This is a genomic window from Sporosarcina sp. P34 (assembly GCF_002743375.1).
Lineage (GTDB): Bacteria > Bacillota > Bacilli > Bacillales_A > Planococcaceae > Sporosarcina.
The window spans coordinates 89,244-104,854 of the sequence record NZ_PDZC01000005.1; the positions used below are offsets into that span (position 1 = coordinate 89,244).

Sequence of the window (15,611 nt, forward strand, 5' to 3'; positions counted from 1 at the left end):
AAAATATAATCTATATTACAAGCACTTGTATGGTACATGCAACAAGAAGTACATTCATATTTTCCATAAAGAAAGCGCTACCAAAATTTAATGAAAGGAAGTTTAGTTGTGACTCAGTGACGAAGTGTTAGTAGAAATATTGTGAACTAGGAGGAGGATTATGACGAAAAGTTATTGGAAATTTATTCGCGAAAAGGTTGATTGGCCTGTTTTCTTATTTAGCGGAGGCGTTTTAGTAGTATTCGTGTTATTTTCACTCTTTAAAGTGGACACGGTCAGTAGCTTTGTGAATAAAGGTTTTGATCTTTCCATTCGTTACTTCGGTGCGTATTGGCAATTTCTTATGATGGCTACCTTTGTTGTTGGGGCAGTGTTAGCAGTATCAAAGTACGGAAAAGTTCGTCTTGGTGATGCAAAGAAACCTGAAATGACGTATTTCAAATGGGTAGCCGTGATCCTGACGACAGGTCTTGGAGCCGGCGGAGTCTTTTGGGCAGCAGCAGAGCCTATGTACTATTTTCTAGACGTGCCTCCAATGCATAAAGGGATTGCAGCTAGCACGGAGGATGCGATAGGTCCAGCCTTAGCTCAAAGTTATATGTCATGGGGTTTTACTGCATGGTCCGTATATGGCGCAATTAGTGCGATTATTTTAATTTACGCACATAAACATAAAGGCATGCCGTTGAAACCTAGAACTCTTCTATATCCGATATTGAAGGAAAGAGTGTTAACGAGCAAGTGGGGAACAGCTGCTGATGTATTTTGTATTATAGGCGCTGCCGCGGGGACGATTGGTCCGATTGGTTTTCTTGGTTTACAAGTCAGCTATGGCGTCAGTGCAATCTTCGGGATACCGGATACGTTTTTAACGCAACTCTCCATTATTGTACTATTGACTGGTGTGGTGCTCGTATCGACGCTAACAGGTATCGAAAAAGGAATTCAATTTTTGAGTAAGTTGAACGTGAATTTGGTCGTAGTGATTGCTGCCTTTTTGTTATTGCTAGGTCCTGGTTTATTTATAATCAATTCATTTATGTCCTCCTACGGGACGTATATTAGTGAATTTATAAATATTAGTACGTTCCGCAGTGATGAAGCATGGCTTGGTGGTTGGTTACTCTTTTTCTTTGGCTGGTTTATAGGTTTTGGCCCACTGGTAGCATTATTCGTGGCGAGGATATCCAACGGCAGAAAAATCCGTGAGATATTTGTTGTGGTTGCTGTAATAGCACCTATCACTACGAATTTTTGGTTTACGGTTCTAGGTGGAACAGGCATTTTCTATGAGCTGAAAAATATAGGATCTGTTAGTGGACCGTTGACGGAAGGTGGATTGCCTAGCGCGATCATCGCAATCGCAGGACAAATGCCGTTAGGAAGTATCATGCCTTCTGTTTTCTTAATTTTAACTACGTTATTCGTAGTGACGACCGTAGATTCAATGTCTTATTCCATCTCAATGGCCGTGACGGGAGACGGGAATCCACCAAAAGTCGTTCGTGTATTTTGGGCTGTGATTATGTCTACTATTGCAACGATTCTCATTAAAATCGGTGGTGGAGGAATTGGCGCATTGCAGTCATTTGTTGTAATAGCAGCAGTTCCAGTATCCATTCTTTTACTTCCTGTCGTGTGGTATGCACCGAAAGTAGCCAGAGAACTTGCGATTGAACAAGGAATTATCGAAGAGGAGCAAGATATGATCCCGGTGAAAGAAGTCGCGGCAGATAGAGAAATGTAATGAAAAATAGATTAGTAAATTAAATTATCCAAATACTCGTTGACATTTGAATAATTAGATAATATACTCATCTCATAGCTTGTATGGTACATGGTAGATTGATATTTTGAAATGAGAATGACCTACCAACGTACATGAATCATAGAGAGGTGATTACGATAATACAGAAAATACAAACTGTCAGTATTACCGCACAAGTAACGAATGCCATACGGGAGGCAGTCATTTCTGGGGAATATGAACCGGGAAAACAATTGTCGGAGGCTGCTTTATCACAAGACTACGAGGTTAGTAGAACGCCTATAAGAGAAGCACTGAAACAACTGGAAAGAGAAGGGCTTGTGGAGATCATTCCACGTGTAGGTACTTGTGTAAGAAAACCAACGGAACAAGAACTTGATGAGCTTTTCACTGTAAAAGAAGCGTTAGAAGGTTTTGCAGCGGGACTCTTAGCAGAGACTCAGAACCCGGTAGCGATCAAACAACTTGAAGTAGCCGTTGCATTAATGGAAGTAGCCGCTCAGAATAACGATACAAAATTATACGCGGAAGCAAATGAACAGTTCCATGCAGCGATATTGGCAGGTGCGGACAATTCTAAATTAAGCTATTTATTGAACTTGATGCTGAATCAAATACCCTACCAACGCTATGTCCAAATAAGTATCAATAATCCTGAACGTTTAAAAAAATCGCTGAAGGAACACCAAGGTATATTAGATGCAATTTTGACAGGAAGACGTGAAAAAGCTGAAAACACAATGAGACGTCACGTCGAAGCAAGTGCTAAAGGATTGAAAACGGGAATTGCCAAAAAAATGAGTGCGAGCTCAATTAACTAGGAGGAGAAACATTATGAAATTTGGAATATTTGCAAACCTATCAGGCCCAGGACGTCACGATGAGTATTACAAAGTATTGGACGAAGCGCGTGAGCAAGCGATTTATTGTGATGAAAACGGTTACGATTCTATTTGGTACACGGAACACCATTTTGGCCATGAGGGAAATGAGTTAATCTCTAACCCGCTTATGATGGGTGCAGATATTGCAGCTCGCACAAAAAACATTCGAATCGGCCAAGCCGCAAACGTTGCAACATTCTGGCATCCACTACGTTTAGCAGAAGATATTGCGATGCTTGATCAGTTGAGTAAAGGTCGAGTAGAAGTAGGGTTGGCTCGTGGCTTGTACGGTCGAGAAGCAGCTAACTTAAACCCTCTAGCAGATCCGAAAAATAACGATCAAAACCGAGCATTATTTGAAGAGACACTGGAAGTTATGAAAAAAGCATGGTCTAATCGTTTCTTCTCTCACAAAGGTGAATTCTTTAAATTCCCTGCAGATGGCTTGAAGTGGAAGCATCCCATGAGCCCAGCTACTCCAGAATTCATGGATATGGAAAAAGGCGAAATAAGCAAAATATCGCTAATGCCGAATACGTATGAAAACCGTATGCCGAATATTTGGCAAACAATTGATTCACCTCGTTCAATTGAAATTGCAGCTGAAACGGGAATTAACGGAATTTTCTGGATGCCAACTGTAAAAGAGTTAAAGCAACGGTTCGAGTTATACCGTGGGAAAGCTTCTGAAGCGAGAGGCATCGATGTGCCACTTGGTGAAGGAATCGCACTTGTCCGTGATGTCTATGTGGCGGAGACGATGGAAGAAGCTCGCGCGGATTTTGAAGAGGCAGTACTGAACACGTACCGCTGGATCTGTCACTGGAGAGGTCTCAGTAATTTACTTGATCCAGGTGAAGAGCTGAAAGAAGGGCAAGAACTGGACTTTGATTTCCTGTTTTCTAGAAACATGTTGGTTGGAACGCCAGAATATGTTGCAGAAAAGATTCAGGAACTCCAGGAAGAACTGAATCTACAAAACTTGCTATTATGGACAAATCACAGCACATTGCCACATGAAAAAGTGATGAAAAGTTTGAAGTTATTTACGGAAGAAGTTATGCCAAAATTCGCAAAAACAAAATTGGAGGTAGTTTAATATGTTAGAAGTTCGCAAAGTATATACCGCAATAGAGGAAACACGCATGGAAGGTGGCAAACAATTAGATGCACCGATCAAAATGATCACCACGATGTTGGTTATGAAAAACCCATGGGTTGAAAGAGGATTTGTAGAAGATCTCATGCCGGAAATTAATGAGTATGCTCCTGAAATTGGAGAAATTTTAGTAGATGAATTATTTAAGCATATTGATTCCGCAGACGATGTGGAAGCATTCGGTAAGGCTGCGGTAGTGGGTGTTGACGGTGAAATGGAACATGCATCAGCATTCATCCATACATTGAAATTCGGTAATAAATTCCGCGATGCAGTAGGAGGCAAAAGTATCTTGCCATTTACGAACAAACGCGGAGGTGCAGGAACTCCCGTACTGATTCCAATGGTACACAAAAATGAAGACTCCAAGCGTTCTCATTTCTTGACATTCGAAGCGATGATTCCAGATGCTCCGCGTGCAAATGAAATCGTAGTTGCAATCAGTGTGTCAACAGCTGGCCGTCCATTCCCAAGAACAGGTGACCGTCATCAAGATATGGTTGAGATGGGTCTTGCCTAATGTCAAACATTACGTATGATCAAGAAACCACTTTATATGAAGAAACAGGAGTGGGAGAACCGCTAATTTTCATTCACGGTGTCGGACTGGATCATGCAATGTGGCAACAACAAGTGAATCGTTTGTCTGCTAATTATCGCGTAATTACATATGACATGCTAGGACACGGGGGATCTTCGCATCCACCCGGTCCCTATTCACTATCACAGTTTGTCGTGCAATTAGCCACACTTGTGAACGAGTTAAAACTGACAAACGTACATTTAGTTGGTTTCTCCATGGGAGCAATGGTTGCGCAGTCATTTGCCGCTAAGTTTCCGGATAAAATTAGAACCTTGACCATTATGAATTCGGTCGCCAACAGAACACCCGAGCAGAGAAAAGCGATTGCTGCGAGAGTTGAAAAAGTGAAAGAATTAGGACCACAAACTACTATCGAGCCTGCAATTCAGCGTTGGTTCAATCAAGATTTTCAGGAAAAGAATCCAAAGATTATCAATGAAGTGAGACACCGCCTCGAAACAAATAATGCTGACGGGTACATGGCGGCCTATACGTTATTTGCCACGGCGGATGAAGAAGTTTGGCAACAGCTGAAGGATATTACAGTTCCCTCGCTCGTCATTACAGGCGAATATGATGTGGGTTCAACACCGAAAATGTCGCGCCAAATACATGAAAAACTATTGAATTCTGAGTTGTTGATTGTTCCGGATACGAGACATATGTTACCCGTCGAAAAACCGGAGATCGTAAATCAGGCGATTCATTCATTTATCAAAGAGCATGTCTATTGAATGAAAGGAGTGTGCCAAGATGTCATTAAAAAGATATAAAATGTATGTCAACGGTGAGTGGATCGAATCGGAAAGTGGTAAATATTTCCCTAGCTATAATCCCGCAACGGGTGAGGCTTGGTGTGAAGTAGCGGAAGGCACCGAAGAAGATGTGAATCGGGCAGTGCAAGCAGCACACGAAGCTTTTCAACATTCAGAATGGGCTGAGATGACCTACACAGAACGTGGTAAACTCGTTCATAAACTGGGTGAGTTGATTTCGCAAAATATTGAGGAACTGGCAGAATTCGAAACGAAGGATAATGGGAAGTTACTTCGGGAAATGCGTGGACAACTCACTTATTTACCCGAGTTTTTCTATTACTATGCGGGGTTGGCAGATAAGATCCACGGCCAAACCATGCCGATAGACAAAAAGGATATATTTGCCTTCACGACGAGAGAGCCTTTAGGCGTAGTGGCCGCGATCACACCGTGGAATTCACCATTATACTTAACGACGATCAAATTGGCTCCAGCTTTGGTGGCAGGGAATACCATTGTTATCAAGCCGTCTGAAATGACATCCGCGTCTCTTCTGGAGTTGATGAAATATGTGGAAGAAGCAGGATTTCCAAAAGGCGTAGTCAATGTTGTCACCGGTTTTGGAATGCCAGTCGGCAATACGTTGACAGCTCATCCGCTCGTAAGAAGAGTAGCCTTTACAGGGGGCAGCGAATCAGCACGTCATGTCGTCAGGAATACAGCAGAAAACTTTGCGCAAGTATCCCTTGAACTTGGTGGAAAATCGCCGAACATCGTATTTGAAGATGCCGATCCTGAAAGCGCTGCAATGGGTATCATTGCTGGAATTTTCGGAGCATCCGGTCAAAGTTGTGTAGCAGGTTCCCGCGCATTGCTCCACGTAGACATTTACGATCAAGTGCTTGACAAACTGGTGGAGCGCGTCAAACGAATTAAAATAGGAGATCCGCTCCTTGACGAGACTGAAATGGGTCCGCTTGCTACGGAGGCACAACTTGAACGAGTGAAGGAATATGTGGGTATTGGTAAAGCGGAAGGCGGCAAGGTTGTCATCGGTGGGAAGACTCCAGAAAATACGGAAACAGGTTGGTATTTTGAACCGACAATTATAGAACTGACTGATCATAATGCCCGGATTGTTCAAGAAGAGATTTTCGGTCCCGTGTTGAGCATCATCCCATTTAAAGATGAGGAAGAAGCGATTGCTTTGGCCAATGATACGGAATATGCCCTGGCCACAGGAATTTGGACTCGAGATGTCGCAAGAGCCCACCGTGTAGCAAAAGCCGTTCACGCTGGTATCATATGGGTGAATACATACAGAAGTATTTCTCCACTTATGCCAATCGGAGGTTCCGGACTAAGCGGTCACGGAAGAGAAAGTGGTTTCGACGCGATTTATGAATATACGCAAAGCAAAGCGGTTTGGATCAACACATCCAGCGAGCCTATGCCCGATCCATTCATCATGCGATAAGTCGAAGCGGGCCTAATATATAGAGAGAGGAGCAACCATTATGCATGTTGAAACAGCGATTCATTTGACGGATATAGCATTCGTGCGTCTCTGCAGTGATCGATTTGGGGTGAATAAAGGTGTCTACAACACAATTGATACGTTTTTCTATGATCGAGGATTTGAAGATATAGTGGAAAGACGTAAAAATGTGTTGGTCTTTCTTGAATATATTAAGCGAACTGGCAATGGCGAAGAGCAGCGTGTTAAATTCGGAAGTGGCGGGTTAAGCCTTAAAATCGAAGAATATTTACAAGAAGAACACAAAATCATTCAAATCATGAAGTATCAATCCAATATAGCCACCACTAGCAGAAAGCAGGTAAACTAGATGATGAATAAATCGCTTGCATGCTTAAAAACGCAACACTTACTAATTAATGGTGAATGGGTGGAAACGAAAGAATACACGGATTTGCATTCCCCGTATTCAGGTGAAGTGATTGCCCATATTGCTAAAGCCACAAAAAATGAAACAGATCAAGCAATCGAAACCGCTCTACAGACGCGTAGAGTGATGTCGAAAATGCCTGCTTATCAACGAGCAGAGATTTTGGAAAATTTAGTTTCCTTATTACATGAGCGTTCTGAAGAAGCAGCTGAAATCATTGCCATGGAAGCTGCAAAACCCATTGCAACAGCAAGAGGTGAAGTACTTCGTACAATCGAGACGTATAAATTTGCAGCGGAAGAAGCCAAGCGCATTTACGGAGAGACTCTCCCGCTCGATGCGGCGCGGGGCGGAGTGAATCGTCTGGCCTACACTGTACGGGAACCACTTGGCGTAATTGGCGCTATCACCCCTTTCAATTTTCCGATGAACTTAGTAGCGCATAAAATCGGTCCTGCAATTGCCACCGGAAATACGATTGTGTTAAAACCAGCTGCACAAACGCCATTATCCTCTTATTTTATTGCGGAATTATTAATGGAAGCTGGATTACCGGCAGGGGCGCTTAACGTTATCACAGGCGATGGCCAAGAAATTGGCGATCAAATTGTTACGGATGATCGAGTGAAAATGATTACATTTACAGGCAGTCCAGCAGTCGGTATTGGAATCAAAAATAAAGCTGGATTAAAGAGGGTAACTCTTGAGCTAGGTTCGAATGCAGCTGTGATTATCGACCAGGGCGTGGATCTTGATCAAGTCGTTTCTCGCTGCGTGTCAGGTGCATTCTCCTTCCAGGGGCAGGTCTGTATTTCACTCCAACGCGTTTATATCCACGAAGAGCTATACGATGAATTCGTTTCGAAAATCGTAGAAGAAACGGAAAAGCTCGTAATGGGTGATCCGTTGTGCGAAGACACGGAAGTATCGGCATTGATTTCTTCAAAAGACGTAGAGCGTACATTGAGTTGGATCGACGAAGCCAAAAGCCAGGGGGCAAACGTAGTTACAGGTGGAAAAGTACAAGGGAATATACTTTATCCTACTATTTTGACGGAAGCTGGATCTCATCTGAAAGTTTCCTGCAATGAAGTATTCGCACCCATCCTAGTCATAGATCAAGTGAAGTCAGTAGAGGAAGCGATCGAGCAAGTGAACGATTCGCGTTTTGGTCTTCAAGCAGGAATCTTTACAAATGACATCCACACGGCACTATATGCAGCGGATGAATTGTATGTAGGAGGCGTCATGATCAACGACATTCCAACTTTCCGAGTGGATAACATGCCGTATGGAGGCGTTAAGGAAAGCGGAAATGGAAGAGAAGGATTGAAATATGCGATCGAGGAAATGACAGAAATGAAACTAGTCGTTTGGAATCGTAACTAGGAGGCAAGGTTATGGCTTACTACACGGCATTTTTACACATGATTCAGCCTGAAAAAAATGCAGAAGTTCTACCGCGACATATCGAGTACTTGGATAGGCTCGATGAACAGGGGAAAATCTTCGCCCGAGGTCCTTTTGCCGATCAATCGGGGGGATTAATTATTTATAGAGCGGACTCATTTGAAGAAGCTCAACAATTGGCAGAGGCTGATCCCCATGTAAAAGAAAAAGTCCGTCGACTCGAACTTAAAAAGTGGAATCCCATTTTTAGTGAATTGTAAAAGTGGGCTAGCTCTGCGTTATAAATAAAAGAAGTCAGATTTTTTCTATTCGCTTGTATGGTACATGGTAAATGATGAACGAAAGGAGTGAATTAATTGAATAGTCAGAATCAGGCATTACTCTTAATAGACCTACAAAATGAAGGTGGTACGTCCGCTGTTGCAGGAATGGATGAAATTATTAAAAAAACAGCCAATGTAATCAAGGTATGCAGGCAAAAAAACATACCCATCATTTATACGCGCCATATCAATAGAGGCGATGGAATTGGACTTGCAAACTTAGAACCTGTTGATCAGAATGGGAAGCCGCTTTACTACAATACGAATACCGATTCGATTGATATCATCGAAGGGTTAAAAAATCAACCTGGCGATATCATCGTGGATAAGTACCGATACAGTGGTTTTCATGAATCCAGTTTAGACTTGATGTTGAAAAGCTTAAATATAAAGAACTTAATTGTAGGTGGAGTTCTAACAGATGTCTGTGTCCTATCGACTGTAATGGATGCTTACTATCGTGATTATCAGGTCAATCTAGTGAAGGATATTTGCGGTACGACAACAGTTGGAGCACATATGGCAGCAGTCTGTATGATGGGTAATTGGGTTTACGATATTAGTATTTTTGATGCTGATCAACTTTGCAATAAATTATTGGGGGAACCTTATCACGCTTGGGAATCTAATATGCCAGATGAATTACAATTTACCCCGGACAATTTAAGAGAAGTGTATAACAAGTTATCAGCTAACTGTACGGTATGAACAATTTATGCCTCACGTTATGGTGCCCGAATTTCATAGAGCCGTTTAAGCTCAGCCTGAAGTGTAGAACTTTTAACATTCAGGTAAATCGTTAAAAAAGGGGGAAGATTATGAAGTCTATCGACACAGTAAAGGCCGAGGTAGGCGTAACGCTAGAGGCAGACGCTCTAACACAGCAAAACAACCAACTAGATGCTATTACGGAAGAACATTACGCGACTGAAGAAGTCCCTATGAGTCAAAGAAATATTGGTTTTTTTGACATGGTGGCGATTTGGGTTGGGGCCAACTCCAATAATGCCTCTTGGTATGTAGGAGGAACAGTTGCTGGAATGGCGTTTGCAGGGGCGATTGGTGTCACATTGATTTCCAACCCTATCGCCTATCTTATATTAGCACTTGTTGGATATATGGGTTTTAAGGTAGGGACTTCTACCATGGCTTTGACCAGACCCGCTTTCGGTGTGAAAGGAAGTCTTCTCCCGACGGTACTAAACACCATTGTATTTCTAGGGTGGGCAGTAGTTAACACATTTATCGCTGTGATCTCCATGAGCTTTATTTTAAAAGACTTATTTGGTTGGTCAGCGTACGGTGAGCCGGGAAGTGTAGGACCGATGATAGCAGGTATCGTTTTCATGAGTTTATTGAACTTTGTGGCGGTATCGCTAGGGAGAAATTCCATTAAAATTGTTGAAAGAATCGGTATGGTATTGGTTCTCGTGTTAGGTATTTGGATTACTGTTGTCGTATTGAAAACGCATCCACTGTCCGCCATCATGAATTGGAGTGCGCCAGCAGATTCGGTTATACCAGTTGGAAAGGCTGTAGATATTATGGCTGCGTTCAGTTTAGCATGGGTGTTAGGAATTGCTGAATTTACAAGATATACACGATCAGCAAAAACAGCGACTGTCGCTCCGCTCGTAGGCGCGTATCTTTCCTTATTATGGTTTGCGTTTATCGGAATCATTGCCACAATCGGCGCAGCGCTAAGCACGGGAATTTATGATCCGGAAAATTCGGACCCTAGTTCTATTGTAACTAATCTAGGTCTCGGATCATTTGCATTAATTCTCATCGTAGTAGCGTGTGTGACAACCAATGTTGTAAACTTGATGGCGGCAGGGATTTCCATCACAAATGTGACGAAAAAGATCAAGCCTTTGCACTCCATTTGGATGGTAACGATCTTAGCAGGTTTTCTAATGCTGATACCATTATTCCTAGCTAGTTTCTTGGATACATTTATGGGCTTCTTAGAATATATCGGTATGGTTTTAAGTGCATTGCTTGGAATATTGGTAGCTGACTATTTCATTGTGAGGAAGCGCTCATATGATGTCAGGGAATTCGAGAAAACAGGAGGAGAATACTGGTATTACAAAGGTGTGAATCTAAAAGCCGTGGCTGTTTGGGCTTTCGGTGTAGTTTTCTTCTTAGTAGTCAGTAACTCAGAATTTCTCAATAATTCAGTAGGCGCTGTGTATCCAACCATTCTTGTTACGGCAGTGCTTTATAGTCTCATATCTTTGACAGGTAAGAAACCACGTTTAACATAAGAAAAATTGATAAATAATTTAGATTGGAAAAGGAGAGATATATTATGGGGAATATTGAAAAACAAGATCTTTTTAAGCAAATCATGGGGAATTATCCGACGGGGGTTACCATCCTGACTACAACAAAAGAAGATGGAACGCCTGTAGGGTTAACAGTTAACTCATTCGCTTCTGTTTCATTAGATCCACTCATGGTGCTATGGTCAATCGATCATAAAGTATCTTCATTGGAAGCGTTCACAAAAGGTGGTAAATTTGCAGTTCACGTATTGGCTGGCGAGCAACAAGAGCTATGCAAGACATTTGCAAGCAAAGTGGAAGACCGTTTCGCTGATTGCCAGTGGGAGCTTTCTGAAAATGGCCTACCAATTATTGAAGGAGCTTTTGGAGTATTTGAATGTAAGACATTCCAAACTATTGAAGCGGGCGATCATACCATTTTAATTGGTGAAGTATTGGATTTACAGGCTGACACAACGAAAGAACCGATGCTGTATCACCGCAGATGCTTCGGCTCAGTTCCTCCTGTATTTTATGAGCCAGTTCACTCACCTTCTTAATAGCGATGTAAATAAAAAACCAAGACATTTTCCGAAAAGTTTCTTGGTTTTTTATTATGGTATCAAATTTTTCAGGTTCTATCGGAGTTTCGTAAACAGTGATTAAAGATTCAAAAAACACCTACGCTACAAAACCAACATGAATAGGAAACAATTCATGTTGGTTTTGTGCGCAGGTATTTTTGTTATTGAGCGATTTGCGTGTTCTTTTTCTGTGAAAACCCGCCAAGGAGTAACTTACCATAGGGCACACATTTTTGTATGATGATTGAAACGAAGATCGGAATAAACAAACCGAAAGCCGTGAAGCCAACAATCCCATACGTAAAGTAATCATTTAACAAAATATCCGTGAAGATGTGTAGATACATGATCGTTAAGGAATGCTTTTCGATTTTCTGTAGCCAATTTAACGATAACTTGGCTACTATGAGTTGGAACACGCCGACTAACACCAGTGTGAAAGAAAGCGGGATGATCAAGTCTAAAAAGAAATGATCATAGCGTAAAAATTTCATACTCAAGTGATAGTCAATGACGTGATAGTGGTCTAGAGATATGGCGGTAAGACTAATGAGCAGCCCCGTACCTAACCATTTTTTCGGAATGTTCATCCAAAAAGCCTTCAAATAATAGCCGAGTGAAAAATAGACGACGGCCATAAGTGCGACATCGATGTTCCAGATCATAGGGATCGTTTGCGCTGCAGTAGATGGAGCACCACCAATGACATGCATCGCGAACAAGCTTTCCAGGTGGGCGATACTATAAAAAGCAGCTAAAATAATGAATTGTTTCGTACGGCTAAAGTATTTTGTCATCCATAAGAAAAACAAGTACGTAAAGAATAGAGTCGTAACAAACCAGAAAACACCATAGGCACCACGTACAAAACGTCCACCGACAATAATGGTCCATATATCATTGACGTACCATGACCAATCGAAATTCCCTGAGCCAATTTCTATCCCATAACGAATTAGTGTAATACTGACTAGGAAAAACAAATAGGGGACAATCAACTGCATAAATCGTTTTTGAATCGATTGTTTCATGAAGCCTTTTTCGATGACAGGCTTAAAAAACAAACCGCTTAAAAGGAAGAAGGCTGGCATGTGAAACCAATAGATATACTTAACGAGTGGGAAATCCAACTGCCCAGGATAATGTCCAATCACGACGAGAATCATCAAAAAACCTTTGGTGACATCTACCCAAGATAAACGTTTTTTATTCATAATTCGGCTCCTTCAGAAAACTATCGTATTTCCATTGTACAGCCCTACGACACCGTAGAAGAGAATGTAACAAAAATGACTTGAGAATGTAAGCTAAATGGAAATACATAGGTGTATTTTAATGATTTATTACGGTTGACTGAATAGTATGTATATACTGACGTACTGCTGAAGAAAGGGCCTGCGCTAGAAACGACGTGAAGTATACTTCTGACATGCATTTCAAACGCAGATCCTTGTTCATCTCTCTTGTTCTCGTGCAAATTCCATAAACATTCGTAATTTCGTTGCTGCTTTTCCATAGACGGTTTCTTTATCGTAATCTCCTTGTTCATTCGGATGTCCTGCAGGTATACCCGTTAAAATTTCTATTCCTTCTTCAATCGTTCGTACTTTATAAATATGGAACTGTCCATTACGAACGGATTCAATGACTTCATCGTTCAGCATCAAGTTTTTCACATTTTGATGGGGGATCAGTACGCCTTGTTTGCCTGTTAGTCCTTTGTTTTTGCATACATTATAAAAGCCTTCAATTTTCTCATTTACTCCGCCAATCGGCTGGATTTCGCCGTTTTGATTGACCGAGCCAGTAACAGCTAATCCTTGATGGATGGGAATTTCCGCCAGGCTTGAGAGAATGGCATACAACTCTGTGCTGGACGCGCTATCACCATCCACACCACCGTAGGATTGTTCAAAAGCGATATGCGCAGTCAATACTAACGGATACTTTTGGGCGAACTTTTGCCCTAAATATCCTCCCAAAATATACACACCTTTGTTATGCGTATTTCCGCTCATCTGGCTTTCTCTTTCAATATTGACAAAACCTTTTTTACCCATAAACGTGGTAGCCGTAATGCGTGAAGGTTTGCCAAACTGATATTGCCCTAAATCATAAACGGCTAAGCCATTAACTTGTCCGATTTTCTCTCCCGTCGTATCAATCAGTATACTTCCTTCATCAATACTCGCTTGAATTTTCTCTTCGTATAAATTCGATCGATATCTCTTTTCCTGAATGGCTTTTTCGATATGTTTGGCCGTAACCAAGTCGTCTCCCATGATGCCTGCCCATGCATCCGCTTCATAAAGTAATTCTACTTGTAAATTAAAACGAGTGGATAATTTGTGTTGATCGCCAGCGACACGCGAACTGTATTCAATAATTTTTGCGACAGCTGAAGAATCAAAATGTCGAAGTCCATATTTTTTGCCGTGTGTATGAATGAAACTAACCAACCCTGCAATATTCTCTTGGTTGTATTTCATTTCCACGTCAAAGTCTACGCGAATTTTAAACAGTTTACGGAAATCTTCATCGTGATGATAAAGTGCTTGATAAATGTCCATGTTCCCAATAATAATCACTTTTACGTCAAGTTGAATCGGATCTGGATTTACTGAAGCGGTAGCAATGACGCTGGCATGTTCACCTATATTCTCAATTTGTAATTTATGAATTAATAATGCTCTTTTTAAACCTTCCCACGCTTGGCTTTTTGAAAAAATATCTTTCGCTTGGATCAGAAGATACCCTCCGTTTGCATTATGCAAATAGCCAGGTTTTATTTTAGTAAAATCCGTGCTCGCGACACCCATTCGATTTTCATATTCCACCTTGCCCATTAGGTTATAAAAAGTCGGGTTATCTGCAGAAATAACGGGCATGCCTGTAGTTTCACTATGATCGACGAGTACATTTATCGTATACTTTTTTAATGCTTGATTTTCGTCAATGAACAGATTATCTAGTTGCTTGTCTTCTTTTTTAGCAGGAGTGGATAAAAATATATGAAAATTATTTTTGAGGTCTTTTCGAACCGCTTTTATATAATGCATCACTTCAGGACAGTCTTTGTAGATTTTTTTTAATTCATCCATATGAAAATCGATTGTCGTAATGGCTGTTTGATGATCAAAGCCTGCCAATGATTTCTTCAAATCCTGTTCAAAACGGAGAATAGATTCTGTCGCTTCCAATATAATTTCCTGTAACTTGACAGAGTTACTTTCAATAGTTGCTCGTTGTTCTTCATTTAATCCCTTATATGCTTCCTCGCTTAAAGGATTACCGTCTTCACCCATGGGAATTGTCGCGATCGTGGAATCAGACTGTTTCAGTAGAAATCCGTTCTCAGCAGCTATTTCATTCGTACGTTTATATACTTGCTCAACTTGATCTTTATATTTCCGAATGATTGATGAACGGTTCTTCAGTCGTTTTTCTTCGTTAAAAGCTGTGGGAATATCAACTTGTAAATCTTTCAACAAGTCTTCCATGGACTTTTGAAGTTTTTTACCTAATCCCACGGGCAGTTTCAGTACTTTTGGTTTATACGCGTCTTCAAAGTTATTTACATAACACCAGTCAAATAGGGTAGCTTCTTTCTCCGAAAAGTTATGAACGACCGTATTAACAAAAGATGTTTTCCCGACTCCCTCTATTCCCGCGACATATAGATTATATCCGGGTTTATTTACGTGTAGGCCAAAGTTCATCACGGAACGTGCACGTTGTTGTCCAACGATATTTGTGAGCTTTTCTACTTGTTCAGTTGAATTAAATGGAAATGTAGAGGAGTCTACTATCTTTTTTAATTGTTCAGGTCGCAACTCCGCTTTGGATTTATTAAATGAATCATGGTAATTTGCCAATTAAACTCACCTCACTCAATATTTTATCCTTATTCAATACATACCCTTAAAGAAGGCAGTACACGCAGGAATCAAATAAAAACTTTTGTG

At 41.2% G+C, this 15,611-nt stretch carries 14 protein-coding genes; 12 read left to right on the forward strand and 2 right to left on the reverse strand.

Annotation, left to right across the window (positions count from 1 at the left end):
- The first annotated feature begins 160 nt into the window (after positions 1 to 160).
- The 12 genes from CSV63_RS09595 to CSV63_RS09650 all read left to right on the forward strand — a co-directional run bounded on the left by CSV63_RS09595 (position 161) and on the right by CSV63_RS09650 (position 11,622).
- Positions 161 to 1,747 (forward strand): BCCT family transporter, encoded by a 1,587-nt coding sequence (locus CSV63_RS09595; protein ID WP_099695618.1) that lies wholly within the window; start codon positions 161 to 163, stop codon positions 1,745 to 1,747.
- Between the two features lie 149 nt (positions 1,748 to 1,896).
- Complete coding sequence (locus tag CSV63_RS09600; RefSeq protein ID WP_099675325.1) at positions 1,897 to 2,589, forward strand: GntR family transcriptional regulator; 693 nt, start codon at positions 1,897 to 1,899, stop codon at positions 2,587 to 2,589.
- A 13-nt stretch (positions 2,590 to 2,602) separates the two neighbouring features.
- The gene (locus CSV63_RS09605; RefSeq protein ID WP_099695619.1) at positions 2,603 to 3,751 is read left to right on the forward strand and encodes an LLM class flavin-dependent oxidoreductase; all 1,149 of its coding nucleotides are present in this window, start codon (positions 2,603 to 2,605) and stop codon (positions 3,749 to 3,751) included.
- A gap of 1 nt (position 3,752) precedes the next feature.
- A complete protein-coding gene (locus tag CSV63_RS09610) occupies positions 3,753 to 4,331 on the forward strand; it encodes an amino acid synthesis family protein (RefSeq protein WP_099629955.1) in 579 nt (192 codons plus the stop codon).
- Positions 4,331 to 5,128: an alpha/beta fold hydrolase gene (locus tag CSV63_RS09615; RefSeq protein ID WP_099695620.1), complete on the forward strand. Its 798-nt coding sequence runs from the start codon at positions 4,331 to 4,333 to the stop codon at positions 5,126 to 5,128. The genes CSV63_RS09610 and CSV63_RS09615 overlap by 1 nt, the downstream gene beginning before the upstream one ends.
- A gap of 19 nt (positions 5,129 to 5,147) precedes the next feature.
- On the forward strand, positions 5,148 to 6,629 hold the full coding sequence (locus CSV63_RS09620) for an aldehyde dehydrogenase (protein ID WP_099695621.1): 1,482 nt from the start codon (positions 5,148 to 5,150) through the stop codon (positions 6,627 to 6,629).
- A 40-nt stretch (positions 6,630 to 6,669) separates the two neighbouring features.
- Entirely contained in the window at positions 6,670 to 6,999 is a 330-nt protein-coding gene (locus CSV63_RS09625) for a hypothetical protein (RefSeq protein ID WP_199171289.1), read from the forward strand.
- Positions 7,000 to 8,448, forward strand: coding sequence for an aldehyde dehydrogenase family protein (locus CSV63_RS09630; protein ID WP_099636327.1), 1,449 nt, complete (start codon positions 7,000 to 7,002; stop codon positions 8,446 to 8,448).
- 11 nt (positions 8,449 to 8,459) lie between these two features.
- On the forward strand, positions 8,460 to 8,729 hold the full coding sequence (locus CSV63_RS09635; protein WP_099636326.1) for a YciI family protein: 270 nt from the start codon (positions 8,460 to 8,462) through the stop codon (positions 8,727 to 8,729).
- A gap of 96 nt (positions 8,730 to 8,825) precedes the next feature.
- The gene (locus CSV63_RS09640; RefSeq protein ID WP_099695622.1) at positions 8,826 to 9,500 is read left to right on the forward strand and encodes a cysteine hydrolase family protein; all 675 of its coding nucleotides are present in this window, start codon (positions 8,826 to 8,828) and stop codon (positions 9,498 to 9,500) included.
- A gap of 110 nt (positions 9,501 to 9,610) precedes the next feature.
- On the forward strand, positions 9,611 to 11,062 hold the full coding sequence (locus CSV63_RS09645) for a cytosine permease (RefSeq protein WP_099695623.1): 1,452 nt from the start codon (positions 9,611 to 9,613) through the stop codon (positions 11,060 to 11,062).
- Positions 11,063 to 11,106: 44 nt separating this feature from the next.
- The gene (locus CSV63_RS09650; protein ID WP_199203639.1) at positions 11,107 to 11,622 is read left to right on the forward strand and encodes a flavin reductase family protein; all 516 of its coding nucleotides are present in this window, start codon (positions 11,107 to 11,109) and stop codon (positions 11,620 to 11,622) included.
- 185 nt (positions 11,623 to 11,807) lie between these two features.
- On the opposite strand, the gene CSV63_RS09655 is transcribed toward CSV63_RS09650, so the two are convergent.
- Both CSV63_RS09655 and CSV63_RS09660 read right to left on the reverse strand, forming a co-directional pair.
- Complete coding sequence (locus CSV63_RS09655; RefSeq protein ID WP_099695624.1) at positions 11,808 to 12,860, reverse strand: acyltransferase family protein; 1,053 nt, start codon at positions 12,858 to 12,860, stop codon at positions 11,808 to 11,810.
- 240 nt (positions 12,861 to 13,100) lie between these two features.
- Positions 13,101 to 15,521, reverse strand: a complete 2,421-nt coding sequence (locus CSV63_RS09660) for a Lon protease family protein (protein WP_099695625.1) — start codon at positions 15,519 to 15,521, stop codon at positions 13,101 to 13,103.
- Positions 15,522 to 15,611 lie beyond the last annotated feature (90 nt).